Raw genomic sequence first — 25,590 nt, forward strand, 5'->3', positions numbered from 1 at the left:
CGCTTCGAAACCCGCACAGGCCAGATCCTTGCGGGTTTTTTGTTGCCTCAGTTATTGTTATCGCCTTTCGACGCCTGCTCATCAGCCTTGCCAACTGCCTCCAGGAAGGCGGCAATGCGATCGGCCGACTTTATACCCGGGCTATCTTCCACGCCACTGCTGACATCCACAGCATAGGGTCGCACGGCGCGTATGGATGCGCCCACGGTTTGGGGCCTGAGCCCGCCGGACAGGATAATGGGGCGACCATTCGCGGTGCGCTGCACGCCGCCAAGCAAATCGACATCGAATGCCAGGCCACTGCCACCATAGCCTGCGCTATAGCTGTCGAACAGCCATCCGCAAGCCAAGTCGTAGCGATGACACTCAGCCAGCAGGCCCTCAGGCGTATCCATGCCTGGTGCTCCCACACGAAATGCGCGGATATAGGGATGGTCAAACTGCTCGCAATCGCGAGGCTGTTCATCCCCGTGAAACTGCAGCACGTCGGGCCGAACCTGGTCGAGCACAGCCCGGATATCGCCTGGCTCTGCATTGACAAACAAGGCGGCGACGGTCACGAAAGCGGGAACACGCTGCCTCAGTGTCCGAGCGCTTGCCACATCGAGCATACGCTGGCTGGCGGGATAGAACACAAACCCGACAGCGTCTGCGCCCGCTCGAACGGCGGCGTCAATATCCTGCGGGCGGGTCAGCCCACAGACCTTCACCCGTGTGCGCCATAAATTGGTCTGAACCACGCCTCGCCCTATTGGAAAGCAGCGCCAGGGTTCGCCGCGCCATAGGAATCGGACCCATAGACATTGCCCGTGCCGAAATCGACCGTGGATGGGTCGATCTGGACTTCGTCGCTTTTGTAGTGCGTAACGATGCCGGGAAAAATCATGACTGTGGCAACCATGAGGAGCTGGATAATAATGAAAGGGATGGAACCCCAGTATATCTGCCCTGTGGTGACCTTGGGAATGAGCTTGCCGGTCACACGGTCGTGGTAGTCCTCTTTGGCCGCGACCGAGCGCAGATAAAACAGCGCGAAACCGAATGGCGGGTGCATAAAGGAGGTCTGCATGTTAACCGCCAGCAGTACACCGAACCAGATTAAATCTATGCCCATCTTGTCCGCAACCGGTCCCAGAAGCGGAATGATGATGAAGGCCAGTTCGAAGAAATCAAGGAAGAATGCCAGGAAAAAGGTCAAGACGCTGACGACGATCAGAAACCCCCACTGCCCGCCGGGCAGGCCTATGAGCAGATGCTCCACCCAGAGATCGCCATTGACACCACGAAAACTCAGGCTGAATACCGTGGAACCGACCAGAATGAATACCACGAAGCATGACAGCTTGGTTGTGGTTTCCATGGCCTGCTTGAGCAGAGAGAATGAAAGCCGGCGGCGCATCAGGGCCATGCCCAAGGCACCTACGGCGCCCATTGCGCCTCCTTCCGTGGGTGTGGCCACGCCGATGAAGATCGTGCCCAGCACCAGGAAAATCAGGAATAGCGGTGGGATCATCACGAACACGACCCGTTCGGCAATGGGTGAAAGCAGCTTCAGCCGCAGACCCCGATTTACCAGTGCAATCGCCAGCGCAGTCAGCCCCCAGGCCACGAGACTAATGACGACACGCTCATCGATGGGCACTTGATCATGCTCGCTGAAGTAATGGTGCGTGGCAAAGTAAGCCGCCGTTGCGGCAATCAGCGTGAGCACAAGCAACGACTTCAGCCCGCGCGTGCCATCCGGCCTGTCGTAGATGCGCGCCTCGGGCGGCAGGGCCGGTGCGCTGTTGGGTCGCAGCCAGGCAGAAAACACCACATACGCAATGTACGCACCAGCCAGAATCAGCCCCGGCACCATGGCGCCGCGGTACATATCACCGATCGAGCGGCCCAACTGATCCGCCAGAATGATGAGCACCAGTGAGGGTGGGATGATCTGCGACAGCGTTCCCGATGCCGCAATGACCCCGGTGGCCAGCGGCCTGTCATAGCCATAGCGCAGCATGATGGGCAGGGAAATCAAGCCCATGGAGATGACCGACGCGGACACGACACCTGTGGTGGCGGCGAGCATGGCCCCCACCACAACCACGGCTATGGCCAGTCCGCCGCGGATCGGGCCGAACAACTGCCCCACTGTTTCGAGCAGATCCTCGGCCATGCCCGATCGTTCGAGGATAAGCCCCATCAGAGTAAAGAAAGGCACCGCCAACAGCGTGTCATTGGACACGATGCCGAACACGCGCTGGGGAAGTGCCTGGAACAGCGCCGGCTGCATCAAGCCCAGGTCTATGGCCACCAAGCCATAGAGGATACCGTTTGCGGCAAGGGAAAAGGCGACCGGAAAACCCAGAAGAAGAAAGATGATCAAGTTGAAGAACATGATCGGTGCGAGATTGTCGACAATAAACTCCATGTCAGCGCACCTCGTCCTGTTGGCCAGGACTCACGATGCCTTGCGGCGCCTTGCCATCCAGTTCCGCCTGATGCAGGATTTCTTCAGCAAGCTCTTCCTCGGCGGACTTGCCCTCCGGGCGCGCCATCGGGTCTGGACACAACCCCCGCAAATAGCCTATGCACTTGATCAGATGGGAAATGCCCGCCAGAATCAGCAGGAAAAAGCCCACGGGTATCAGGAGTTTGACAGGCCAACGTATCAGGCCGCCTGTATTCGATGAATGCTCGTTCAGTATGAAAGACTGATAGAAAAACGGAATGGACAGCCAGAAAATAAGGCAGCAAGCTGGCAACAGGAAGAAAATGACGCCGAATATCTCGATCTTGATTTGCGTGCGCCTGGGCAGCCTCTGGGCCAGCACGTCAACGCGCACATGCTCGTTACGCAGAAAGGTATAGCCGGCCGCGAGCAGGAAAATGGCGCCGAACAGATACCATTGGAGTTCGAGCCATGCATTGGAACTCACGCTGAATATCTTGCGTATGACTGCGTTGGTGGCGCTGACGAGCACCACAATAAGTGTCAGCCAGATGACTGTTTGGCCTACCTTCGTATTGATGTAGTCGAACAGCCTCGACAAAGCGAAAAAGAATTTCATTGACCCTACCCGGGAAGACAGCAGAAACCTGCGGCGGATGACGCGCGCTGGCCGGCCTTTGCATGACACTTCCGGCTGGATTGGCTGAATGTATCGATACAAAACTGTGGAATTCTATACGATTCAACCTTGAGGCGCCGTCAGTATCTGCCCCAAGTTGCGCGAATCACAAAGCAAGCCCCGTATGGCTGGCCAGCATGCTGGCTGTGTCCATTATGGGCAAGCCAAACTGCGGCGGATACCGTACGTGCGTCAAATACAGCCCATCCGGCGAGAAAGTGGGGGCCGCCATTTTCCGATCACGGACGGCAAGCAGTTCGTCAGCCCAGCCCGGAGGCTTGCGCCCCTGGCCGACATACAGCAGCACGCCCATGAGATTCCTCACCATGTGATGCAGAAAGGCGTTTGCCCTGAAAGTAAACAGGAAATAATCGCCGCGACGAACAATATCAAGCGCCTGCAGGGTGCGGACCGGACTGGCTGCCTGGCATTCGGAAGAACGGAAGCTGCTGAAGTCATGCTCGCCCACGAGACGGGCGGCCGCATCGCGCATCAAACCGAGATCGAGAGCATGATATACCCAGCCGACCTTGCCATGGGTGAGCGGCGAGCGCACGCGATGATTGCGCACTACATAGACATATGTGCGTGCTGTCGCGCCGAATCTAGCGTGAAAACTCTCTGGCACCGGCTTGGCCCATTGAACGGCTATGCTGTCGGGCAAAAGCGCATTGAGGCCGCGAACCCATGATTCGTCGCGCCGTACGGCGTCGGTATCAAGATGAACGACCTGTGCAAGCGCGTGCACGCGTGTGTCTGTACGGCCAGCGCAGACAGTGGCGGCAGGCCTGGCAAGGAACCGGGCAAGCGAGCCCTCCAGCACATCCTGGACGGTCTGACCTCCCGCCTGAGTTTGCCAGCCTCGCCATGGCGTACCGTCATAAGCTAGGCCGAGGGCAACCCGCGCCATGTGCAACTAGTGCTTGGGGGAACGGTCGCTCTCGGGCGGCGAGGACTCGCTCAGATCGAGGTTGATCTGATCAAGCTTCTCTTGCACCATGGCTTCCGTTATGACGCCGTCGCGACCATCACCACGCGCGGCATTCGCTCGACGCAGCAGCCACGCCACGATCAGCACGATCAATGCCAGTATGCCGGTAAGTGTGCCCAATAAATGTTCCTGTAGCCACGACACCTTGGTATCCGCCCCGTTCGAATGAGAAGAATTCGATTCCGCGCCCGCCTGTCCGCCGGCACCCTGCCTGCCAGGTGCTCCGCCAGGCCCCACCTGGCCGTCTTGCTGCTTCCGCGTTGCTTGATTTTCCGTGCCGGACGAGGTGCTCTCCTGGGTCTTGTCGCCAGCGTCCCGCGAGGAGGACTGCGCATCGCCCTCCTTGCCTGCCGGAGACGCGGAGGAAGAGCCGGCCTGCGAAGCGCTCTCTGCCTGAGCAGGCGGCGCTTCCGCGGTACCGCCCGAGCCTTGGCCAGCAGATGTTTGAGCAACCGTGTTGTCTGAGCCCGCCGTGCCATTCGCCGCTTTGTCGGCAGGCAGCGCATTGCCGCTCGCTGCGGCTGCGTCTGCCGCCGCGGCGTCAGTTCCGTTCAAGCTTGCGCCCCCGCCGTTTGCGGCGTTTGCGCCTGTAGTTGCGCCGGAGCCGTTGCCCTGTGCCGCACTCCCTCCAATTGCTGCGCCGCCGTTCGTGGCGCCATCGTTCATGGCGCCATCGTTCGGGGTGCCGCTGTTCGGGGTGCTGCCGTTCGGGGTGCCGCCGTTCGGGGTGCCGCCGTTCGGGGTGCCGCCGTTCGGGGTGCCGCTGTGCAGGGTGTCATCATATGTGCGGGCGTCATCGGCAGCGCCTTGCCGTCCGGCACCAGACTCGACTTTCTTCGCTGCGCGCGCATCGCCCGTGGTGGAGGCTGCCCCGGTACCGTCAACTGCGGCAGAGGCCTCGGCCCCGCCGGAAGCCGCCGCGTTGGCACCCTTGCCTGCCTGGCCCTCATCCGTGTCGCCAGCACCGCCGGTGAAGGCATCGGCCAAGGTATTGCCCAGGCTTTTCGCGCCTTCTGCGACCAGGCTGCTGGCGGCGCCTCCCTGCGCCTGCAACGCCTGATCAAGGTGACGTACATTTTCCTCAAGCTGGGAAACCCGATCCACGGATTCCTGAATATTCTTGTGTGTAGCGGCGTCATTGTCCTCGCTGCCTGCCGCTCCGGATAGCTCCAGCCTGTCTTGTGCTGCCGGCTCGCCGCGCGCCGCGGGCTTGTCCGCACCTTCCGAGACGGCTCCGGATGTAGCATCGCGTTCAACGACAGTTGTGGCGCCTGCCGCCTTCTGTCGATATAGCGCAAAGGCTCGCGCCTGCTCCATGAATATCCGTCTGGCTTCGCGATCGGAAATGGCGGTAAGACTGGCATAGGACGGCATAACAAGCGTAGCGCCCGCCTTGACCAGGTTCAGATTGTCATGAATGAAGGACTTGGGGTTGGCCCGCTGCAAGGCAATCATGAGCTGATAGGCAGTAACCCCCTGAACCGCATTGTGCTCGGCAATGCCGACCATTGTGTCGCCTTGCTCGACCCGTATGCGCCTGCCCGCTTCGTACTGCGCAGCAGGGTTGGTCGCGGCCGGCATGCCAAGGGTCAGCAGGCTGACCTGATAGCGCTGGCGCCCGGCAGGCGTGGTCACATCGAGCAGCAAATCGGCGACAGGCTTGTCGAAGGTCTGCGACGAGCTCAGATGGACAACCTTGGTGCCCGGTGTATAGCCATCGGCAATGCGCAGCTGGATGCTGCCCAGGGAAACCGGGGGCTCCAAACCCGCGCGCTTCCACTCGTCCAACGGAGCAAGCTGGACCGTCAGGTGCCGCGATGCGTCCTGGCTCAGTTGGTTAATCTGGACATCTGCCCGCAAGGGTTGCCCCAATCGTGACACCAGACGCGAATGGCCCAACTGCGCCGCCTGTACACCCGAGCATGCCAGTGCCAGCGCAAGTGCGCCCAGCCATGGCCTGGCCTGTGTAACCATGAATGCGGGCGACAACGCTGATCGAGGACGCATATTTTCCTTTTTAGAGTTCACCCAGGGAGATGCGCAGCATACGGCGCAGCGGCTCGGCCGCGCCCCAAAGAAGCTGATCGCCGACGGTAAAGGCACTCAGATACTCCGGACCCATGGACATCTTGCGCAAGCGTCCGACGGGAATATCCAGCGTACCGGTTACAGCCACGGGCGTGAGCGCCTGCATGGTCGCGTCGCGTTCGTTCGGAATGACCTTGGCCCACTTCGAGCCCTGGGCAATGATGTCGTCGATTTCATCAAGCGGAATGTCGCGCTTGAGCTTGATGGTCAATGCCTGACTATGGCAACGCATGGCGCCGATACGGACACACAGCCCGTCGATGGGCGTGGGTTCGGTACCGAATGCGGCGCCACGCCCCAGTATCTTGTTGGTTTCAGCCTCGGCCTTCCACTCTTCGCGCGACACGCCGTTGCCCAGATCCTTGTCTATCCAGGGAATCAGGCTGCCTCCAAGCGGCACGCCGAAATGCTCGGCAGGCAGGGACGGATCCTGCTGGGCGGCAAGCACCCCACGGTCGATCTCAAGAATGGCGGATGCCGGGTCGTCAAGCAGCCCCTTTACCGCCGAATTGAGCAGGCCGAACTGGGTAAGCAGTTCCCGCATGTGCTGAGCGCCGCCGCCAGAAGCGGCCTGGTAGGTCATGCTGGTCATCCATTGGATGAGATCCTGGTTGAACAACCCCGCAAGCCCCATGAGCATGCAACTTACCGTGCAATTGCCGCCTATGAAGTTTTTCACGCCTCGCTTCAAGGCGGCGTCGATGACAGGGCGATTGACCGGATCAAGCACGATGATGGCGTCGTCTGCCATCCGCAATGTGCTAGCCGCATCGATCCAGATGCCCTCCCAGCCAGCCGCGCGCAATTTCGCATGAACGGCGGATGTATAGTCGCCGCCTTGCGCGGTGACGATGATGGGCAGCTTAGCAAGCGCCTGGATATCGTAAGCGTCCTGGAGCGGGCCCGCTCCATCTGCCCAGCCGGGCGCTTTGCCGCCCGCATTGCTGGTGGAGAAAAATACGGGCTCGAAAAGGGAAAAATCGTTTTCGTCGCGCATGCGCTGCATGAGAACCGATCCCACCATGCCGCGCCACCCGACCAAACCTACTGCTTGGGTCATGGAAATGTCACTTAAATAATATGGTCCGAATCCATTATTCTAATGGAATGGGCCCGCATACTGAAACAATGCCAGCATGCGGGCCTGCGCGCGGTACATCTGCGCAACACGGGGCGGCGATCGCGCCCCCGAATCAAAGTGCCTTGAGTACCGCGTCACCCATGTCAGAGGTGGACACCTTCGTGGTGCCGGGCTCATGGATGTCGGCAGTACGCAGCCCCTGCTCCAGGACTGCCTGCACCGCCTTTTCGATCCGCGCGGCTTGCTCGGGTTCGTTCAGCGAATAGCGCAGCAGCATGGCTGCCGACAGAATCGTGGCCAACGGATTCGCGATGTTCTGGCTGGCAATATCGGGGGCGGATCCATGGCTGGGCTCGTACAGCCCCTGGTTGGAAGCATTGAGCGAAGCCGAGGGCAACATGCCTATCGAGCCCGTGAGCATGGCCGCCTCGTCGGAAAGGATGTCGCCGAATAGATTACCCGTGACGACCACGTCGAATTCCTTGGGGGCGCGCACCAATTGCATGGCGGCGTTGTCCACGTACATGTGGCTCAATGCCACATCGGGGTATTCCTTGGCCACATCCACCATGATGTCGCGCCAGAACTGGGAGGTTTCCAGCACATTGGCCTTGTCCACGCTGCACAGGCGCCCGCTGCGCTTGGCCGCCGCCTGGAAAGCGACATGGGCGATGCGCCGCACCTCGGACTCAGCATAGTGCATGGTGTCAAAACCCTGGCGCTCGCCCTTGAATGCCCCGTCTTCTGCGGTCCGCAAGCCACGCGGCTGCCCAAAATAGATATCTCCAGTCAGCTCGCGCACTATCAGAATATCCAGTCCGGCCACCACCTCGGGCTTGAGCGAGGAAGCATTGGCCAGTTGCGGATACAGAATGGCGGGACGCAGATTCGCAAACAGCCCAAGCGCCTTGCGCAAACCCAATATCGCCTGCTCCGGGCGCAGCGCCCTTTCCAGCTTGTCGTATTTCCAGTCGCCAACAGCACCGAACAAAATGGCATCCGATGATTTTGCCAGTTCCAGCGTAGAGGCCGGCAACGGATGCCCATGCTGATCGTAGGCGGCTCCGCCCACAGGCGCGGTGGTCATGGAAAGATCAAGGCCAAGCGCAGCCAGCACTCGCTGGGCCTGTTCCGTGATTTCGACACCGATGCCATCGCCCGGCAGTACTGCAATGTTGTAAGTCATGAAGGTTTCCTGAAAAGCAAATACAGCGCGGCCGCATGACGCCTGGAACCGTCATGCCAGGCCGCGGGCCCTGAGTGGGAAAGCTCAGGCTATGGGCCGGGACTCCAGCCACGGGAATTTCGCCAGGCGCTCGGCCTCGAAGGCGCGTATCACGTCCGACTTCTGCAGCGTCAGGCCGATATCGTCCAGGCCGTTGAGCAGGCAATGCTTGCGGAACGGCTCGATGTCAAACTTCAACTCGCGCCCGTCAGGAGCGATGACTGCCTGGCGAGCCAGGTCGATCGTGAGCTGGTAGCCAGGAAAGGCTTTCACCTCATCGAAGAGCCGGGAAACGTCGAGCTCCGTCAGGATGATGGGCAGCAGACCGTTTTTGAAACTGTTGTTGAAAAAGATGTCGGCGTAGGACGGCGCAATGATGGCCCTGAAGCCATACTGCGTGAGCGCCCAGGGCGCATGCTCGCGGCTGGACCCGCAGCCGAAATTCTTGCGGGCCAGCAGAATGGACGCGCCCTGGTAACGCGGCTGGTTGAGCACGAAATCCGGGTTCAACGGGCGCTTGCTGTTGTCCATACCCGGTTCGCCGTGATCCAGATAGCGCAGCTCGTCGAACAGATTGGGGCCGAATCCCGTGCGCTTGATTGATTTCAGGAATTGCTTGGGAATAATAAGGTCCGTATCGACGTTGGCACGATCCAGCGGCGCGACAAGGCCTGTATGTGTGGTAAATGCTTGCATGATGCGTCCGATCAGAAGTTTCTCACGTCGACGAAATGGCCCGCTATGGCCGCGGCGGCGGCCATGGCGGGGCTTACCAGATGGGTGCGACCGCCCTGCCCCTGTCTGCCCTCGAAATTGCGGTTGGACGTCGAGGCGCAACGTTCGCCGGGCTCGAGCCGGTCGGCATTCATGGCCAGGCACATGGAACAGCCAGGTTCCCGCCACTCGAAGCCGGCGGCCATGAATATTTTATCCAGACCTTCCTGTTCGGCTTGCCGTTTTACCAGCCCCGAACCCGGCACCACCATGGCCTGCCTGACGTTCGCGGCCACCCGCTTGCCGCGCGCCACTGCCGCTGCCGCGCGCAAGTCTTCGATACGCGCATTGGTACAGGAACCAATGAAGACCTTGTCTATGCGTATCTCGGTGATGGGCGTATTGGGCTTGAGGCCCATGTATTGCAGCGCGCGCTCCATGCCGCTGCGCCTGACCTCATCCTTTTCCTTGTCCGGATCGGGCACGCGCGCATCCACGGGCAGCACCATCTCCGGTGAAGTGCCCCATGACACCTGAGGCATGATTTCGCGCGCATCGATTTCAACGATACGGTCGAAATGCGCACCCTCATCCGAGTGCAGCGTCCGCCAGTACTGCACGGCCTGGTCCCACAGCACACCCACGGGCGCGTACGGCCGGCCGCGGAAGTATTCGATGGTCTTGTCATCGACCGCCACCATGCCCGAACGAGCGCCAGCCTCGATGGCCATGTTGCACACTGTCATGCGGCCTTCCACCGACAAGGCACGAATGGTGCTGCCCGCGAACTCGATGGCATGGCCGGTACCGCCCGCCGTACCGATCTTCCCAATGATGTGCAGGACGACGTCCTTGGCGGTACAGCCGGCGGGCAGATCGCCTTCCACGCGCACGAGCATATTCCGGTTCTTTTTCATGAGCAGCGTCTGGGTGGCCAGCACATGCTCCACTTCCGATGTGCCGATCCCGAACGCCAGGGTGCCAACCGCGCCGTGCGTGCTGGTGTGCGAGTCGCCGCAGACCACCGTCATGCCGGGAAGCGTCGCGCCCTGCTCGGGCCCGATGATATGCACGATGCCCTGTCGCAGATCGTTCATGCGGAATTCGGTGATGCCGTATTTTTCGCAATTATCATCCAGCGTGTCGACCTGCAGCTTTGATATAGGGTCGGCAATGCCCTCGTTGCGCGCTGTCGTGGGCACATTGTGGTCGGCGACCGCCAGATTGGCACCGATGCGCCAGGGCTTGCGCCCCGCCATGGCCAGGCCTTCGAAGGCCTGGGGGCTGGTGACTTCATGCACCAGATGACGATCGATGTACAGCAGACAGGTGCCGTCGGACTCCTCATGCACCACATGTGCATTCCAGAGCTTGTCATAAAGGGTTTGTGGCATGGTTGCGCCTCGGATACATAACGTTGAACGGCAGGGCTTGAGCCCGGACAGAAATTATTATGCCAGCACTTTCCAATAGGACAATACGACTCCTTATACTGGTATCAAAGCTAACAGGAAGACGACGCGACCCATGCCGTCCAAACGGCCAGGGTCGCGCCGGTGCCGTGGGCCTCAGCCTTTTACGGCCTTGGTATAAAGCGGCATGACCTTGTCGGCGGCGGTCTGAATATCCGCGATACGGCTTTCCGCCGAGGGATGAGTGGACAGAATCTCGGGTTGCTGGCTGCCGCCCAGCGATGCCATCTTCTGCCAAAGGGTCACGGCGGCGTGAGGATCGTAGCCTGCCCTTGCGGCCAGCTCGACGCCAATCCGGTCGGCCTCCGCCTCCGCCGTGCGGCTGTTGGGCAGCGTGAACATGACCTTGCTCAAGGTGCCGCCCAGATCGGCAACGCCCGCTCCCGTGAAAGCCGACAGCACCGACAGGCCGAGGTTGGTTGCCATTTGCTGCGACACTTGTTCGCGGGTGTGCTCACGCAGCGCATGGGCCATTTCATGCCCGATAACGGCCGCCAGCTCCGCATCTGTTGGCTTGATCTGCTGAATCAGCCCCGTATAGACCGCAATCTTGCCGCCAGGCATGCACCAGGCATTGACCTCCTTGGATTTCAGTACATGAACTTCCCAGTTCCAGTTGGCGGCATCAGGGCGGAATACGCTCACTTGCTTGATCAGCCGGTTGGCAATGGTCTTGACGCGCGCTGTCTGCTGCTTGTCCTCGTCGAGCGCGCCCTGCGCCTTGGCCTGGCCTATGAGGGTGCGGTATTGCTGCGCGGCCTCCTGCTCCAGCGCCTGCTCCGACACCATGCTCGACATGTACTGCTTGCGCTCCACGCCCACTGAGCCGGTATTCGTAGTCTGCACGGCGGCGCAGGCCGCAAGCAGAACGGTCAGGGACAAGGCTACCGCGATGGACACGCGCCGTAAGGTGACAGTATTTTTTTTCAATTCAGGCTCCTTTTCAGTGGGTAACTCTCTGCGCGGCCGGGATGCCGGATCTGGTTCCTGCCGGTCCTGGTCTATTTCCCCTCTCATCCATCCTGGGCGGCCATCTGGCGCGCACCGCATTGCGCCCGGTCGCGCAAGGCGTGATCCATCAGCACAATGGCCAACAGCGCTTCGGCGATTGGCGTCGCGCGGATGCCTACACAGGGATCATGGCGTCCGAGCGTCTGTACCTGCACCGGTTCTCCCGAGCGATTGATGGAGCGGCGCTCAACCCGAATGCTGGAGGTAGGCTTGATGGCCAGCGAAACCGTAATGGGCTGCCCGGTCGAAATACCACCAAGCACGCCCCCCGCGTTATTGCCGATGAAACCCTCGGGGGTGATTTCGTCCCCATGCTCCGAACCCCGCTGCCCGACGCAGGCAAAACCAGCGCCTATCGACACACCCTTCACCGCGTTCAAGCCCATCATGGCATGCGCGATGTCCGCATCGAGTCGGTCGTAGAGAGGTTCGCCCCAGCCCGCGGGCAGGTGTTCAGCCACGACCTCCACACGGGCGCCGATGGAATCTCCATCGCGGCGCAGTTGATCCATGTAGGCTTCCAGGTCAGGCACGATAGCCGCATCGGGGGCATAGAACGGATTTTTTCCGACTTCATCCCATGAGGTGAACGGGATGGCAATCTCTCCCAATTGGCTCATGTAGCCACGAATGCACACACCATGATGCGTGGCCAGCCACTTACGCGCAATGGCGCCGGCGGCTACCGTTGGCGCGGTCAGGCGCGCCGAGGATCGTCCGCCGCCGCGAGGATCCCGATCGCCGTATTTGCTGGTGTAGGTGTAGTCGGCATGGCCAGGACGGAAGGTGTCGGCAATATTGCTGTAATCCTTGCTGCGCGCGTCGGTATTGCGGATGAGCAGGCCTATGGGCGTGCCCGTGGTCAAGCCCTGATGGACGCCGGACAGGATTTCCACCTGATCGGGCTCGCGCCGCTGCGTAACATGGCGAGAGGTGCCTGGCCGGCGCCGGTCAAGCTGGGCCTGGATATCGGCTTCGTCGAGTGGCAGCCCCGGCGGGCAGCCATCAACCACCGCTCCAATGGCAGGACCATGTGACTCGCCGAAATTCGTGACGCAGAAGATCTTGCCTAATGTATTGCCGGACATGATAGCTAATTCTTGTAGTGTGAAAAGAAACTGGAGTGATGATTCTAGTGGAGGACAGCGTGGCCTGCACGATGCGTCTCATAGCAACACTACGACGAACAACTGACCTCAAGCTGGCTGGCCCATTCGGGCGCGGGCTGTGCGTAGGCTTCGTAGCCTGGCCTTTCGGTATAAGGATCGCCCAACAGGGTCATGAGCGTCTCGATCTCAGAGGCATCGCCCTTGGCTGCGGCGCGTATGGCTGTCTCGGCTAGATGGTTGCGCAGGACATACAGCGGATTGGCCCCATTCATCTGCGCACGCCGCGCCGCATCAGACCGTCCATCTTGTGCAATGCGCGCCAGGTAGGTGTCAAGCCAGGCCCGCGCCGGCTCGTGATCATCGAAGAGCGACAGAAACAGCGAGCTGTCCTGCGTCACGTCCGCCAATCGCCTGAAGCTGAGCGAGAAATCGGCCCTTTGGGTATGCAGCAGCTTCCACCATTCATCCACGAGGGACTCGTCCTGCTCCCGATACGCCGCTAGGCCCAGCTTCCTGGCCAGATTGGCCTGGTAAGGCGCGAGAAAATCCGCCTCGTAGCACCGCAGCTGCGCCTTCAGCCCTTCGGGATCCACGCCCATCTGAAGCAACGCGGCACCAAGACGGTACAGATTCCAGTGCGCAACGGCAGGCTGTGCATTCCAGGCATAGCGCCCCTGCGTATCGCTGTGATTGCAGACATGATTTGCCTGAAAAGAGTCCATGAACCCATAAGGCCCGTAATCAAGCGTCAGCCCGATGATGGACATATTGTCGGTGTTCATGACGCCATGGCAGAAGCCCGCAGTTTGCCAATCCGCCATAAGTCTTGCCGTACGCGCCACAACCGCGCGCAGAAAGCGGAATACGACACCCTGCGCGTCATCAGGCATGCCCGCTTCCGGCTCGCGGCACTGCGGATAATGACGATCCACGACATAATCCAGCAGCAGGCGCATTGTTTCCGGCGCCGCCGACCAATGCTCAAAGGAGCCAAAACGCACGAAACTGGGTGAGACGCGCGTGACGATCGCAGCCGTCTCGACGGTTTCTCGGTAGACCTTGTCGTCGGACACGACCAACGCAAGCGCGCGCGTGGTGGGGATGCCCAGCCCGGCCATGGCCTCGCTGGCAAGGTACTCCCGCACCGACGACCGCAGCACCGCACGGCCATCGCCCATGCGGGAATAAGGCGTCATGCCCGAGCCCTTCAGTTGCAGCTCCCAGTGCCCCGATGGCGCAACCACTTCCCCCAGCAAATGCGCCCGGCCATCCCCCAGTTGACCCGCCCAGACGCCGAACTGATGGCCGCTATACACCGCCGCCAGCGTTTTACCTCCCGGCAGCGGCCGCTGCCCAGAAAACACTTGCAGAAAGGCGGGCGTATTGAGCACAGCGTCCGACAAGCCCAGCAGTGCCGCAACAGCAGGATTGGCATGCAGCAGGCGAGGATCCGTCAGCGGCTGCGGCAAAAGCATCGTGTGGAACTGCCGCGGCAGTTCCGCATACGAATTGACGACATTCAGTTGGTCGAGTGCGGTCTTCAACCCGTCACCTTTGCATCGTCGGCCTGCCGAGCCTTGGCTGCGCGCTTGGCCGGTCTGAGATAAAAAATGGCACAGCAATAGAAAACAACGGACAGGGCAATTTCCAGGCCCGCCATGCACACCGACAAGGCGGCGGGATCGGACATCAGCCTCACCACGCCCTCCATGAAATAAAGCAAAATAAGCATGGCGGCCCATTGTAGGGTATACAAATTGCCCCTGAGTACGCCGCGCAAGGGCAAAAGCAGCGGGAGCGCCTTCAACGCCAAGAGGGAGCCGCCAGGCCTCAATGGCGCAATGAACAACTCCCATGCGATACAGAGGATGATCAGCAGCAGCAGCGAGGCGCTCGCGCCAACGCGCAGAACAGGATTCAATTGTGTAGCCATACTGGTATTATGACTCCAAAGAGGAAATGAAGACGCCCGGACGCGCATGCCGCTCCCCACGAAAAGGTTTCAAAAGCTTTGACTCGCCAGGCCAGACACACCTCGCGCACAACGCAACCCAGCAATCCGTCATCTCCGGACGAGGGCGCGCGCCGCTCTCCTTCCAGCTTCGGAACCATAGCGCGTTTCATTCTGCGCCGCGCATCGGAAAAGAAACTCACCCAGATAGCCTCCAGCCTGACCTTCACCACCGTGCTCAGCATCGTGCCGCTGCTGGCCGTGGTGCTGGCGCTGTTCACCGCCTTTCCGCTGTTCAACGAGTTCCGCGTGGCGCTTGAGGCCTTCCTGACCAGCAACCTCATGCCTCCGTCGGTCTCCGACACGGTCATGCTGTACCTGAACCAGTTCGCAGCCAAGGCCTCGGGGCTAACAGCCGCGGGTAGCCTTTTTCTCTTCGTCACGTCGGTCATGCTAATCATGACCATAGACGAGGCCTTCAACAGCATCTGGCAAGTCGAGCATCAGCGACCCTTCCGGCAGCGCATGCTGGTGTACTGGGCCATCGTCTCGCTCGGGCCCATTCTGGTGGGAGCCAGCCTCTGGGCCACCTCGGTGCTGGCCCGCGCCTCGCTGGGCGATATCGACGCGCTGCCGGGCGCGGTGGGCTTCGCGCTATCCTTCGTGCCGGTGATCGCCACGGCACTCGGCTTCACCGCCCTGTTCTGCGTCGTACCCAACCGCAAGGTTCTGTGGCGCGACGCCCTGGCGGGCGGCGCGGGTACGGCCATTGTGCTCTGGATCATGCGCACGGGCTTCGCCTACTATCTCACGCGCTTTCCCTCCTACACCATCATATACGGGGCTTTCGCCACCCTGCCCATTTTCCTCCTCTGGATTTATCTTTCCTGGCTCGCCGTCCTGATGGGTGCCACGGTGGCCGCCATCTTACCCTCGGTGCGCCAGCGGCGCTGGGCGCTCAAACACTATCCAGGCGAAAACCTGATCGCCGCCCTGCGCGTGCTGCGCATGCTGTGGCATGCCCGAAACGACATACCGCCGGGCCGAACAGTGGCCGCACTGTGCGAAACGCTGACCATGAACCAGGATACCCTGGACTGCGTACTCGAACAGCTCAAACGCCTGGGTTATGCGGTGGACACATTCGACGGTGACGACATGCATTGGGTCCTGGCGGGAAATCACCATGATGCCGATCTGGGGCCGCTGCTCGACGCGCTGCTCATAGACCGATCGCAACCGGCCATGCGGGGAAACCAGCCGTTGCTCAATGCCATATCCGTATCATTGACACACACGCCGACACGGCTGGAAACACTGTTTGACGAACAGGCTCCACTACCCGAATGCCCGCAGATAGGGCAAAATAGAACAACAGAAGTCGGGAGAGGAGAACCGCATGTTGAAAGTCAGTGAAATCCTTAAGGTCAAGGGCAATGCCCTGTATACGGCCTCGCCCGACACGCCGATTCTGCAGGCCATCGAAACCATGAGCGAGCAGGACATCGGCTCTTTGGTCATCATGGATCACGGCCAGTTGGCGGGCATGCTCACTTTTCGCGAACTTATCCGCCATTTGCACGACAACCATGGCACCACGGGCAGCAACACGCTGCGCAGCATCATGGACGATGCGCCTGTCAGCGTATCCCCAAACACCAGCGCCGATGAGGTCCAGCGCCTCATGCTTGACAAGCATGCGCGCTACATTCCAGTCATGGATGGCCCCACCCTGCTGGGCGTCATTTCCTTCTATGACATGGCCCAGGCTATCGTGGCGGCTCAACAGTTTGAAAACGACATGCTGAAGGCCTACATCCGCGACTGGCCTTCGGACACTAGCGACAGCGAGTCCGCGCGCTCCTGATTCAGTTGCCTACGCGGCCACGCCGGGCGCGTTCAGGGCCTGCCAGGCCTGCTCTATCATGCGCGGGTCGTTTGCATTCAACACGGCGGTGTCCGATAACGTACGGCGCCATCTGCGCGCACCGGGCTGGCCCGACATCCAGCCCAGCATCGGACGCACCACCATGCGCAAAGGTACACCCTTGACCACCTCGCGGTCAGCGTAGCGCACCATCGCCTGAACAATCTCGTCGTGTTCCGGCACAGGCTGGCCGGGCGCATCGGCGCGAGTGATATCCGACAGAACATTCGGGTTGTGCCACGCAGCACGGCCCAGCATGACACCGTCAAAATGCTGCTGCTGAGCCGCCACCTCGGCAGCAGTGGTGAGGCCTCCATTCAGCACGACCACACAATCGGGAAAATCCTTCTTGAGCCGCGCGGCCGCGTCATAGCGCAGAGGTGGCTTCTCACGATTGTCCTTGGGAGATAGGCCCTTGAGCACCGCGTTGCGGGCATGCACGATGAAAACCCTGCAGCCGCTATCGTAAAGCCGGCCCACGAAGTCGCGGACAAAGTCATAGGAAAGGTCGTAGTCCAAGCCCAACCTGTGCTTTACAGTAACCGGAACATCAACGACATCCTGCATGGCTTTGATGCAGTCGGCCACCAGTGCGGGCTCGGCCATCAGGCATGCGCCAAAAGCCCCTCGCTGCACACGTTCAGAGGGGCAGCCGCAATTCAGATTGATCTCGTCATACCCCCATTTTTCGCCGAGGCGCGCACATGCCGCCAGAGCCTGCGGTTCGCTGCCCCCCAGTTGCAGCGCCACCGGCTTTTCCGCGGGATCGAAATCCAGATGGCGAGGGATGCTACCGTGCATCAAGGCCCCTGTGGTGATCATCTCGGTATAAAGGCGCGCGCCAGGAGCCAGCAGGCGGTGGAAATACCGGCAATGGCGGTCGGTGACGTCTATCATGGGCGCCACGCAAAGGCGCCAACCGTTGCGGGCAAGTTCGGTGTATTCAGGCATGAGTATCAGATGTGCCGGGCCCGGAAGCCCTTTGTGCTGGCGGCAGTTCGTCGCGCAGGTGCCAGAGCCGCAGCCCCATATGCAACTCCAGCGCCCGACCATCCGCACGCCAGTCGCCCAGCAAGACTTGCGCGACCTCCAGGCGCTGGCGCAGCGTGTTCAGGTGCAGGCCAAGCGATTTGGCAGCCGCGCTCGCATTGTACCCGTGATCAAGGTAGGCCAACAGCGTTCGCGCGAGCTGCTGGCTGCGCGCATGGCCGGGCCGGTAAAGCGGTCCCAATGTCGCGGCCAGCAAGTCTTCGGCTGCCGGCGCATTCGCGCCGGCAAGCAACGGCGTATAGAGTGCCAGACTCTGCTCATCGGCGACAATCTGTCCGCGACCAAGCGCGTCCAACAGATCGAGACAAGCCTCGCATCGGCGCCGCGCATCGGGCAACGCCCTGGCGTCATGCACCGGCAGCGAGATCACGCCGGCGCAGGCATATTGTGCTTCCGCCATGCCGGCCTCCAGCGCGTGGCGGACGCGCGGCGCATCGGCCAAGTTGACCAGTACGCAGACATTCACGCCGTCTTCATCGCACAACGCGTTGAAAGAGGACAGGCCGGATAGCGGCAGCCAGCCAGGCACTGTCGACACATTGCCCGCCACGCGCAACAGCGCAAGCTGCATGGGCCGCTCCAGATCCAATCCGTGCGCTGCCGCACGCGGCGCCAGGGCAAGCACATCGCCTTGCGGCGCATAGGTCAATGCGCGCAATATGGCCGGCGCGTCCGAACGCAGAGAAAACTCCTGCTGCCGACGCAACAGCAACACAATGCCCGCCACCATGCCCGCGCGTTCCAGGATGCGCACCGCCACATCATCGAGGGCCTGGGGCGTATGAATGACAAGCCCGCCAAGCAGTCCACGACCACCCATCACCGCACATATGCGGCATACGTCGCCACGGCGCTCATAGGCCTGCACCGAGCGTCCCCGGCGGCGCGCCTCGTCCAGCACCGTATGGATACCCGCCTCGAAAGCTGCGCGCCTGCCAACTGTTGCTCTTCTGGCTGGCGCCGTGGCCGCACCAGCTTCCGCGCCCGTCTCGCTGACGCAGATTTCCTTGCCTGTTTCGTCGCAGACAGCCACCCGGCCGCCCAGCCGACTACTGATCATGTCGCAGATATCGGACAGATCTCCCCCGCGCGCCACCAGCGACGTCAATGCCTCATGTGCCTCCGCCGCCGCGCGCGCTCCCGCGGATTGGCGCGCGAGCAACTCATTAGTGGCGCTGGCGCGCGCCAGCGCCTCCTGAGCCTGTTCAAAAAGGCGCGCATTATCTATGGCAACCGAAGCATGCGCGCCCAGGGTGGCCAGTATGGATTTTTCCCAGGCGCTATAAGCGCGCAGATAACGGTCGCCGACAAACAGCACGCCGCTGACCCGCTCGCCGGCCAGCAAGGGCACGCCCAGGATGGATTGAATATTCTCATCCTGCATGGCAGCGTCTATCTTCACATCGTGGCTGAAGCGGCTGTCGCCGAGATAGTCGGAAGATGAATAAGGCGTACGGTGACGCGCTACATAGCCGCATACGCCCACATCCATACCCACCCTGACCTTGCGAAACTGTTCTGAAAACGCACCGTCTGTCGCGCGCACATAGAAATCCTGGTGCTTCTCGTCGTAGATGGAGAGATACCCCACATCGCATCCCAGCAGCTTGCGGGCGCGCTGCACAATCGCATGGAGCACCGCATCCGTGTCGGTGATCGCCGTAAGATCCTGGGCCGTCTCTATGACCGCCAGCAGACCCCGTTCGCGCTGTTTATGCTGAACAAGCCGCTCCATGACCGTGATGGCCATGGCGGCGGAAGTCAGCAACCGCTTTTTCCCTTCACTGTCGGGCAGAAGATTGATCTGCTCACGCAAATCCTCGAAGTTCTCACGCTCCGCATCGCGATGCAACAGGCTCAATAAGGCGCCTTCCAGACTTTCCTGGACGGCTGATTGCATGGAGTCCTGAATAGTTCCCGGCATTACGCTCTGTTTATATTAATAATGAACATTAAATATATTATTTATTAGCTATTTTAGCCATATACGCACCCCACCAACGCGTCCAAACTAATGGCTGATTTTTATGTAACGACAAGGCCGACTTTATGGATTCCCGGATCGCCGATTTCCGCTCTCTTTCTCCCGCCGAACGTCTGGCTGCCATTGCCGAGCGTGTGCCGCTGACACGGCAGGAGCAGCAGCAAATCGCCGAACCCGGTGCCCTGCCGCTGGACGTAGCCAACGGCATGATCGAAAACGTGATCGGACGCTTTGAGCTGCCCTACGCCATCGCCAGCAATTTCACCATTAATGGCAGAGACGTCCTCATACCCATGGCGGTCGAGGAGCCATCGGTGGTTGCGGCCGCTTCCTACATGGCAAAAATCGCCCGGCCGCATGGCGGCTTTCAAGCCTGTAGCACCGGCCCCATCATGCGTGCGCAGGTTCAAATCCTCGGATTGAGTGATCCAGACGGCGCTCGCATCGCACTGCTCCTGCGCCGGCAAGAACTCATCGATCTCGCAAACAGCCGGGACGCCACACTGGTATCGCTGGGCGGCGGCTGCCGGGACATCGAGGTCCATGTCTTCCCGCAGACAGCCAGCGGCCCCATGGTGGTCGTGCATCTGCTGGTGGATGTGCGCGATGCCATGGGCGCAAACACCGTCAACACCATGGCGGAGGCCGTGGCTGGGCTGGTGGAGGAGATCACGGGCGGCAAGGTGCGCCTGCGCATCCTGTCCAATCTGGCTGATTTGCGTCTTGCATGCGCCCGGGTGCAGATTCCTGTTGCCAGCCTCGGCACGGCCGATTTTTCCGGCGAGGACGTGGCACAGGGCATTGTGGATGCCTGCGAGTTTGCGCGCGTGGATCCCTATCGAGCCGCGACGCACAATAAAGGCATCATGAACGGCATTGACCCGGTCATCGTGGCAACAGGCAATGATTGGCGAGCAGTGGAGGCCGGCGCACATGCCTACGCAACACGGCATGGCCGCTACACCTCGCTGACCTCATGGGAACAATCTGCCCGAGGCGATCTGGTCGGAACACTGGAAATACCGATGCCCGTCGGACTCGTGGGCGGCGCGACAAAAACCCATCCCATGGCGCGCGCCTCCCTGAAAATCCTGGATGTGCGGCACGCCAGCGAGCTTGGCGAAATCGCGGCGGCGGTTGGCCTGGCCCAGAATATGGCCGCCCTGCGCGCCCTGTCCACCGAAGGCATACAGCGCGGCCATATGGCACTGCATGCACGCAATATCGCGGTTGCGGCTGGCGCACAGGGTGCAGACATCGACTGGGTGGCGGCCCACATGGTGCAGGCAGGCGATGTGCGCAGCGACCTGGCGACACAGCTTCTGAAGGAACGGGCCTCGTCAGGCCATTGAATCACCAGGCATCGCCTCATGCGATGCCGCAGGCAAACCACAAACTACTATCCAGAACAGGGAGACACAATATGAATACCAAATCACTGACGCTCGGCACACTTGCACTCACGCTCGGCCTGGCGGCTGGCAACGCGCTGGCGCACACGGACAGCGGCCCCATACGCATCGGCTTCATTACCGACATGTCCGGCCCGTACACCGATACCGATGGTCCAGGCGGACTGCAGGCGATACGCATGGCAGTGGAAGATGCGGGCGGCGAAGTACTGGGCCGGAAGGTCGAGGTGCTATCGGCCGATCATCAGAACAAGCCCGACATAGCCTCTTCCCGCGCCCGGGCATGGATAGACGAGCAGAATCTGGCTCTGCTGATTGGCGGTGTCAACTCTGCAACCGCGCTGGCCATGAATACCATCGTCAAGGAAAAGCATGTGCCTTATATCAACATCGGGGCTGCCACCGCCCGGCTGACCAATCAGGACTGCACCCCCTACACCGTGCATTACGAGTACGACACCGTGGCGCTGGCCAAGGGCACCGGCTCCGCCGTCGTGAAACAGGGAGGAAAGTCCTGGTTTTTCCTGGTCGCCGACTACGCCTTCGGCCATTCCCTGGAAGCAGATACCAGCGCGGTGATCAAGGCCAACGGCGGCACGGTAGTCGGCTCGGTCAGGCATCCGCCTAATTCGCCTGACATGTCTTCCTACATTCTGCAGGCAGGCGCCTCAGGCGCCCAGGTCCTGGGACTGGCCAATGCGGGCTCCGACACGGTCAACGCCATCAAGGCCGCAAACGATTTCGGGCTGGCCGACAAGATGAAGGTCGTGGGTCTGCTCATGACCATCAATGATATCCATGGCATGGGTTTGCCTGTCGCCCAGAAGCTGCTTATGACGGACAGTTGGTATTGGGATAGGGATGAAGCCACCCGCAAGTTCGCCAAGCGCTTCAAAGAGGCCACGGGCACCATGCCCAGCACGCACCAGGCAGCCGACTACTCAGCAGCCGCTACCTATCTGAAGGCGATCAAGGAGGCGGGCACAACCGATTCCGACAAAGTGATGGCGCAACTCAAGAAGATGAAGTTGAGCGATATGTACAGTCACGGCTATATTCGAGCTGACGGCCGCTACATTCATGACATGTACCTGATGCAGGTCAAGACGCCCGAGGAATCCAAGGGGGAATGGGACTATATGAAAACCATCGCGACCATACCCGGGGAAGAAGCTTTTACGAGCGAGGCGGACTCGACATGCCCGCTGCTGCATAAATAAATCCAGTCCAGCGAGCATTACGCTCGCTGGCTGCGGCGCCGCCGACAGGCCCTCAAGCAGGGTGCCGCGCTATCGTCTAAAATCAATGGCCCGTTCGCACGGGCTTTTTGTTTATCTACGCGACCCCGGTACACTCAGCTTATGGCCGTCTTTACTCCCGTCAGCGACAGCGATGCACGCAAACTCCTGGCACGCTACGACCTGGGCGAACTTGTTTCGCTCCGCGGCATCACAGCGGGCATCGAAAACACCAATTACTTTCTCAATACGACCACAGGCGAGTATGTCCTGACCCTGTTCGAGGTTCTTACCCTCGAGCAGCTGCCCTTCTACATCGAACTCATGCATCATCTGGCAGCGCGTGGTATTCCTGTGCCACAACCCCAGGCTCTGCGAGGTGGGGGCCTCATCACGGTCGTCCACGATAAGCCCTCCACGATCGTCACACGTCTATCCGGCGGCTATGAGCCCGCGCCCAGCGTTGCACATTGTGCACTGACTGGCGACACGCTCGCCCGCGCCCATCTGGCTGGCCAGGGCTTTTCCATCCGGCAGCCCAACCTGCGTGGCCTGCAATGGTGGCGAGAAACCGCGCCCCACGTCCGGCCGTTTCTCGAACCCGATCAGGCAGCGCTGCTGGACACCGCCCTGCAGGAGCAGATCCGGTTTGCATCGACGCCCACCTATCGGGCGCTGCCGGGTGGGCCAGGCCATTGCGATCTGTTTCGCGACAATGTACTGTTTGATGGCACCTTCGAGATGCCACGCATGGGCGGCATCATCGATTTCTACTTTGCAGGCTGCGACACATGGCTGTTCGACCTGGCTGTCGGCGTCAATGACTGGTGTGTGGACCTGGCCACCGGTGTGTTCGACGTTTCCCGGCTTGACGCATGGCTGCATGCTTATACACAGGTGCGCCCGTTTACCGCAGAAGAGATCGAGGCCTGGCCCGTCATGCTGCGCGGCGCCGCACTGCGATTCTGGATTTCCCGGCTCTACGATTTCTACCTGCCTCGACCCGCACAAACCCTCAAGCCGCACGATCCCCGTCATTTCGAGCGCATCCTGCGCGAACGTTTCAAGGCGCCGGTCCGGGCCTTGCAGAATTAATCACGCTCATGCAAGCCGCCAAGCTACCCATTACCGCAGGCTGGTCCTGGATCCACAATGGCCTGGGGTTGTTCCGACGACAGCCCCTGGCGCTGTTCTTCTGGAGCCTCGTCACAGGATTCCTGATCACCGCCAGCTACCTGATTCCCTTGCTGGGACAAATGGCACTGATTGTCTGCACACCCCTGCTTACTTTCGTCATACTCTGCGCTTGCCGCAATGTCGAAGCAGGCCGCGCCATGCAACTGCCCATGTGGCTGCAACCGCTGTCCAATCGCGAAACCCGCAAGCGGCTGCTTGCCCTCGGCCTGGCCTACCTGGCCGCATGCCTGGCGGCGGGCCTTATTGCAACCCTTCCCTTCATCGGTCAATTGGGCCAAGCACTGGATGCACAAGGCAATCTCGACGAAACAGCCCTGCTGGCAGCGATGAAAGGGCCGTTCATCACCTTCGGCCTACTATATGTCGTCATCTCGGGCTTTTTCTGGCATGCCCCCGCTCTCATCGGTTGGCATCATATCCGCATGCCACAGGCTCTGTTTTTCTCCATGGTGGCCTGCTGGCGCAACAAATGGCCCTTTCTTGCCTATGGCGCCAGTTGGATCGCCATTTTTTTCGCCGTCGACTTCACCGGCTCTTTCTTGGTGACACTGGGCCTCAGCCCGGGGGCTGTCCAAGTCGTTCTGACACCCATCAACATCATCGTGGCCGCCATCTTGTATTGCAGTTTCTACCCGGCCTACGTCAGCGTATTCGGCAACACCTACGACATGCGCGAAGACAACAACGGCAGTATTGAAGTCGGCGATGGCACGTCCCACGACCTCGATAACGCTTCGCGCGACGATCCTTCCGACGGCGACAAGCCATCGCCCTGATCCAACTGGCCGGCATCAGACCGGCAAACGCGCTGCGTCGCGCAGGTTGGCCACCGCGGCCATCACGCGCGCATCCATGTCGGCACACGCATCGCAATAGCCGGCAGGCAGTTCTATGGCCGCATGTGCAGCGCGGCACGATGCGCACCGCCAAGGCGGCAACCGGACGATTTTCTTTATTATCCGCCCTTCCGCGTCAATAAACACCACATCGATGGCATACCGCATAAAGCATGTGTGCACGGACCGACAGTGTGCAAAATATAGTCCAGTATGCCAGGCGGGCGACGGCTGGCCGATCAGCCCGAACAGGCGTTGCGCTGTTCCGCGAGCTGAAATAAGCGTCAGGGGATATCCGTCTTGCGACATCATGCGCCCGACGCAATCAGACGCATTGCAATAGGAAATGCGATAACCAGGAAAGTGCAGGGAAAAATGCACAAGGCGAGTGGAAACAGCATTTTCACCGGCGCCTCAAGTGCAAGTTTCTCGGCGAGCAGGAAACGCTCTGCCCTGTGTTGTGCCGCCTGTGCCCGAAACAGGGGCCCCATGCTCATGCCCATTTGTTCAGCCTGCTCCACCAGTTGCACCAATACATGCACAGCTTCAACATCACACCGCTGCGCCATGTTGTGAAGAGCAATCATGCGCGCCGTACCTGCCCGCATGTCAGCCAGCGCATGGCGCAACTCCGATCGCAAGGGGCCTTCCGGCCCATACTGGGCAACTTGCTGCAGCGCACCGTGCAGATTGGCGCCCGCCCCCAGGGCGAGCGTGGCCATGTCCAGCAGAAAAGGCAGTTCGCGCAGAATGTGCGCGCTTCTGTGCATATGCATGCGGCGCAGGTATATCAATGGCCATGCCCCAGCCAGAGCGCCTGCGAAAAGTGCCGCGCACACAACCGTGGGCATCGATGCGTCGACCAGGAACCGCAAACACAGGGCACCCGCCGCCGTGGCGGTCACGGCGCCAAGTATCTGCATGGCCACGATATGCTCGGGCGCGACCTTTTCAAAGCCAGGGCCGGCCCGGCGGACCCGGCGATGCAGCGCCTGGCGCAGCACCCAGGGCGTGTACACGCGGGCCAGGGGGAGCAGCTTGTGCAGCCAGGGCCATATACCGCGCACGACTGCATGATCCATAGGAACTGGCTCATGACACATGCCTGATACGGGGCGAGCAATCAACCACATCAGCAGGCACAATGCACAACCTGCTCCCGCGCAACTGATCCAGAACATCATTCGC

Annotated in this window: 24 protein-coding genes; 6 read left to right on the plus strand and 18 right to left on the minus strand. The window is 60.8% G+C overall.

The annotated features are described in order from the left end of the window. Positions 1 to 47: 47 nt before the first annotated feature. The 14 genes from ERD78_RS08410 to ERD78_RS08475 all read right to left on the minus strand — a co-directional run bounded on the left by ERD78_RS08410 (position 48) and on the right by ERD78_RS08475 (position 14,740). Positions 48 to 740, minus strand: coding sequence for a phosphoribosylanthranilate isomerase (locus ERD78_RS08410; RefSeq protein ID WP_129968819.1), 693 nt, complete (start codon positions 738 to 740; stop codon positions 48 to 50). 8 nt (positions 741 to 748) lie between these two features. Further along, on the minus strand, positions 749 to 2,416 hold the full coding sequence (locus tag ERD78_RS08415; RefSeq protein ID WP_129968820.1) for a TRAP transporter large permease: 1,668 nt from the start codon (positions 2,414 to 2,416) through the stop codon (positions 749 to 751). Position 2,417: 1 nt separating this feature from the next. Beyond that, a complete protein-coding gene (locus ERD78_RS08420) occupies positions 2,418 to 3,056 on the minus strand; it encodes a TRAP transporter small permease subunit (RefSeq protein ID WP_129968821.1) in 639 nt (212 codons plus the stop codon). A gap of 166 nt (positions 3,057 to 3,222) precedes the next feature. Continuing rightward, entirely contained in the window at positions 3,223 to 4,026 is an 804-nt protein-coding gene (truA, locus tag ERD78_RS08425; RefSeq protein WP_129968822.1) for a tRNA pseudouridine(38-40) synthase TruA, read from the minus strand. Between the two features lie 6 nt (positions 4,027 to 4,032). Beyond that, positions 4,033 to 6,114 (minus strand): type IV pilus assembly protein FimV, encoded by a 2,082-nt coding sequence (locus tag ERD78_RS08430; protein ID WP_129968823.1) that lies wholly within the window; start codon positions 6,112 to 6,114, stop codon positions 4,033 to 4,035. Between the two features lie 10 nt (positions 6,115 to 6,124). Beyond that, a complete protein-coding gene (gene asd, locus ERD78_RS08435; RefSeq protein ID WP_129968824.1) occupies positions 6,125 to 7,255 on the minus strand; it encodes an aspartate-semialdehyde dehydrogenase in 1,131 nt (376 codons plus the stop codon). Positions 7,256 to 7,266: 11 nt separating this feature from the next. Continuing rightward, positions 7,267 to 7,365: a hypothetical protein gene (locus ERD78_RS20230; RefSeq protein WP_167668886.1), complete on the minus strand. Its 99-nt coding sequence runs from the start codon at positions 7,363 to 7,365 to the stop codon at positions 7,267 to 7,269. 23 nt (positions 7,366 to 7,388) lie between these two features. Next, positions 7,389 to 8,462 (minus strand): 3-isopropylmalate dehydrogenase, encoded by a 1,074-nt coding sequence (gene leuB / locus ERD78_RS08445; RefSeq protein WP_129968826.1) that lies wholly within the window; start codon positions 8,460 to 8,462, stop codon positions 7,389 to 7,391. An 84-nt stretch (positions 8,463 to 8,546) separates the two neighbouring features. Continuing rightward, positions 8,547 to 9,197, minus strand: a complete 651-nt coding sequence (gene leuD, locus ERD78_RS08450) for a 3-isopropylmalate dehydratase small subunit (RefSeq protein WP_129968827.1) — start codon at positions 9,195 to 9,197, stop codon at positions 8,547 to 8,549. A gap of 11 nt (positions 9,198 to 9,208) precedes the next feature. After that, on the minus strand, positions 9,209 to 10,609 hold the full coding sequence (gene leuC, locus ERD78_RS08455; protein ID WP_129968828.1) for a 3-isopropylmalate dehydratase large subunit: 1,401 nt from the start codon (positions 10,607 to 10,609) through the stop codon (positions 9,209 to 9,211). Positions 10,610 to 10,783: 174 nt separating this feature from the next. Beyond that, positions 10,784 to 11,617 (minus strand): M48 family metallopeptidase, encoded by an 834-nt coding sequence (locus tag ERD78_RS08460; RefSeq protein WP_245152386.1) that lies wholly within the window; start codon positions 11,615 to 11,617, stop codon positions 10,784 to 10,786. Positions 11,618 to 11,700: 83 nt separating this feature from the next. After that, positions 11,701 to 12,786 carry a chorismate synthase gene (gene aroC / locus ERD78_RS08465; RefSeq protein WP_129968830.1) on the minus strand — a complete coding sequence of 362 codons (1,086 nt, stop codon included), beginning with the start codon at positions 12,784 to 12,786 and terminating at the stop codon, positions 11,701 to 11,703. Positions 12,787 to 12,875: 89 nt separating this feature from the next. Next, positions 12,876 to 14,351, minus strand: a complete 1,476-nt coding sequence (locus ERD78_RS08470) for a protein adenylyltransferase SelO (RefSeq protein WP_129968831.1) — start codon at positions 14,349 to 14,351, stop codon at positions 12,876 to 12,878. Beyond that, complete coding sequence (locus tag ERD78_RS08475; RefSeq protein ID WP_129968832.1) at positions 14,348 to 14,740, minus strand: DUF2069 domain-containing protein; 393 nt, start codon at positions 14,738 to 14,740, stop codon at positions 14,348 to 14,350. Before ERD78_RS08475 ends, ERD78_RS08470 begins: the two co-directional genes overlap by 4 nt. Before the next feature lie 78 nt (positions 14,741 to 14,818). Here ERD78_RS08475 and ERD78_RS08480 point away from each other — a divergent pair, with 78 nt between their 5' ends. Together ERD78_RS08480 and ERD78_RS08485 are read left to right on the plus strand one after the other, a co-directional pair. Further along, on the plus strand, positions 14,819 to 16,174 hold the full coding sequence (locus tag ERD78_RS08480; RefSeq protein WP_218940803.1) for a YihY family inner membrane protein: 1,356 nt from the start codon (positions 14,819 to 14,821) through the stop codon (positions 16,172 to 16,174). Continuing rightward, a complete protein-coding gene (locus ERD78_RS08485) occupies positions 16,158 to 16,625 on the plus strand; it encodes a CBS domain-containing protein (RefSeq protein ID WP_129968833.1) in 468 nt (155 codons plus the stop codon). The genes ERD78_RS08480 and ERD78_RS08485 overlap by 17 nt, the downstream gene beginning before the upstream one ends. A gap of 9 nt (positions 16,626 to 16,634) precedes the next feature. On the opposite strand, the gene dusA is transcribed toward ERD78_RS08485, so the two are convergent. After that, entirely contained in the window at positions 16,635 to 17,636 is a 1,002-nt protein-coding gene (gene dusA / locus ERD78_RS08490) for a tRNA dihydrouridine(20/20a) synthase DusA (RefSeq protein ID WP_129968834.1), read from the minus strand. Next, entirely contained in the window at positions 17,629 to 19,659 is a 2,031-nt protein-coding gene (locus ERD78_RS08495) for a helix-turn-helix domain-containing protein (RefSeq protein WP_129968835.1), read from the minus strand. The genes dusA and ERD78_RS08495 overlap by 8 nt, the downstream gene beginning before the upstream one ends. 125 nt (positions 19,660 to 19,784) lie before the next feature. Here ERD78_RS08495 and ERD78_RS08500 point away from each other — a divergent pair, with 125 nt between their 5' ends. From ERD78_RS08500 to ERD78_RS08515, 4 genes are all read left to right on the plus strand, one after another. Next, on the plus strand, positions 19,785 to 21,071 hold the full coding sequence (locus ERD78_RS08500; RefSeq protein WP_129968836.1) for a hydroxymethylglutaryl-CoA reductase, degradative: 1,287 nt from the start codon (positions 19,785 to 19,787) through the stop codon (positions 21,069 to 21,071). 71 nt (positions 21,072 to 21,142) lie between these two features. Continuing rightward, the gene (locus ERD78_RS08505; RefSeq protein WP_129968837.1) at positions 21,143 to 22,351 is read left to right on the plus strand and encodes an ABC transporter substrate-binding protein; all 1,209 of its coding nucleotides are present in this window, start codon (positions 21,143 to 21,145) and stop codon (positions 22,349 to 22,351) included. A gap of 141 nt (positions 22,352 to 22,492) precedes the next feature. Further along, entirely contained in the window at positions 22,493 to 23,464 is a 972-nt protein-coding gene (locus tag ERD78_RS08510) for a homoserine kinase (RefSeq protein ID WP_129968838.1), read from the plus strand. Positions 23,465 to 23,472: 8 nt separating this feature from the next. After that, a complete protein-coding gene (locus tag ERD78_RS08515) occupies positions 23,473 to 24,342 on the plus strand; it encodes a BPSS1780 family membrane protein (RefSeq protein ID WP_245152387.1) in 870 nt (289 codons plus the stop codon). Positions 24,343 to 24,357: 15 nt separating this feature from the next. Here ERD78_RS08515 and ERD78_RS08520 read toward each other — a convergent pair whose 3' ends face one another. Both ERD78_RS08520 and ERD78_RS08525 read right to left on the minus strand, forming a co-directional pair. Continuing rightward, on the minus strand, positions 24,358 to 24,714 hold the full coding sequence (locus ERD78_RS08520) for a DUF192 domain-containing protein (protein ID WP_129968839.1): 357 nt from the start codon (positions 24,712 to 24,714) through the stop codon (positions 24,358 to 24,360). After that, positions 24,711 to 25,484 carry a type II secretion system F family protein gene (locus ERD78_RS08525; RefSeq protein ID WP_245152388.1) on the minus strand — a complete coding sequence of 258 codons (774 nt, stop codon included), beginning with the start codon at positions 25,482 to 25,484 and terminating at the stop codon, positions 24,711 to 24,713. Before ERD78_RS08525 ends, ERD78_RS08520 begins: the two co-directional genes overlap by 4 nt. Positions 25,485 to 25,590 lie beyond the last annotated feature (106 nt).

The organism is Allopusillimonas soli (assembly GCF_004153445.1).
Lineage (GTDB): Bacteria > Pseudomonadota > Gammaproteobacteria > Burkholderiales > Burkholderiaceae_B > Allopusillimonas > Allopusillimonas soli.

Excerpts from the sequence above, each read along its gene's own strand:
- truA (WP_129968822.1), bottom strand. The coding sequence starts at position 4,026 with ATGGCGCGGGTTGCCCTCGGCCTAGCTTATGACGGTACGCCATGGCGA.
- ERD78_RS08505 (WP_129968837.1), top strand. The coding sequence starts at position 21,143 with ATGAATACCAAATCACTGACGCTCGGCACACTTGCACTCACGCTCGGC.
- ERD78_RS08430 (WP_129968823.1), bottom strand. The coding sequence starts at position 6,114 with ATGCGTCCTCGATCAGCGTTGTCGCCCGCATTCATGGTTACACAGGCC.
- leuD (WP_129968827.1), bottom strand. The coding sequence starts at position 9,197 with ATGCAAGCATTTACCACACATACAGGCCTTGTCGCGCCGCTGGATCGT.
- asd (WP_129968824.1), bottom strand. The coding sequence starts at position 7,255 with ATGACCCAAGCAGTAGGTTTGGTCGGGTGGCGCGGCATGGTGGGATCG.
- ERD78_RS08520 (WP_129968839.1), bottom strand. The coding sequence starts at position 24,714 with ATGATGTCGCAAGACGGATATCCCCTGACGCTTATTTCAGCTCGCGGA.
- ERD78_RS08515 (WP_245152387.1), top strand. The coding sequence starts at position 23,473 with ATGCAAGCCGCCAAGCTACCCATTACCGCAGGCTGGTCCTGGATCCAC.
- aroC (WP_129968830.1), bottom strand. The coding sequence starts at position 12,786 with ATGTCCGGCAATACATTAGGCAAGATCTTCTGCGTCACGAATTTCGGC.
- ERD78_RS08475 (WP_129968832.1), bottom strand. The coding sequence starts at position 14,740 with ATGGCTACACAATTGAATCCTGTTCTGCGCGTTGGCGCGAGCGCCTCG.
- leuB (WP_129968826.1), bottom strand. The coding sequence starts at position 8,462 with ATGACTTACAACATTGCAGTACTGCCGGGCGATGGCATCGGTGTCGAA.
- ERD78_RS08485 (WP_129968833.1), top strand. The coding sequence starts at position 16,158 with ATGTTGAAAGTCAGTGAAATCCTTAAGGTCAAGGGCAATGCCCTGTAT.
- leuC (WP_129968828.1), bottom strand. The coding sequence starts at position 10,609 with ATGCCACAAACCCTTTATGACAAGCTCTGGAATGCACATGTGGTGCAT.
- ERD78_RS08510 (WP_129968838.1), top strand. The coding sequence starts at position 22,493 with ATGGCCGTCTTTACTCCCGTCAGCGACAGCGATGCACGCAAACTCCTG.
- ERD78_RS08525 (WP_245152388.1), bottom strand. The coding sequence starts at position 25,484 with ATGGATCATGCAGTCGTGCGCGGTATATGGCCCTGGCTGCACAAGCTG.
- dusA (WP_129968834.1), bottom strand. The coding sequence starts at position 17,636 with ATGCCTGAATACACCGAACTTGCCCGCAACGGTTGGCGCCTTTGCGTG.
- ERD78_RS08415 (WP_129968820.1), bottom strand. The coding sequence starts at position 2,416 with ATGGAGTTTATTGTCGACAATCTCGCACCGATCATGTTCTTCAACTTG.
- ERD78_RS08500 (WP_129968836.1), top strand. The coding sequence starts at position 19,785 with ATGGATTCCCGGATCGCCGATTTCCGCTCTCTTTCTCCCGCCGAACGT.
- ERD78_RS08420 (WP_129968821.1), bottom strand. The coding sequence starts at position 3,056 with ATGAAATTCTTTTTCGCTTTGTCGAGGCTGTTCGACTACATCAATACG.
- ERD78_RS08495 (WP_129968835.1), bottom strand. The coding sequence starts at position 19,659 with ATGCCGGGAACTATTCAGGACTCCATGCAATCAGCCGTCCAGGAAAGT.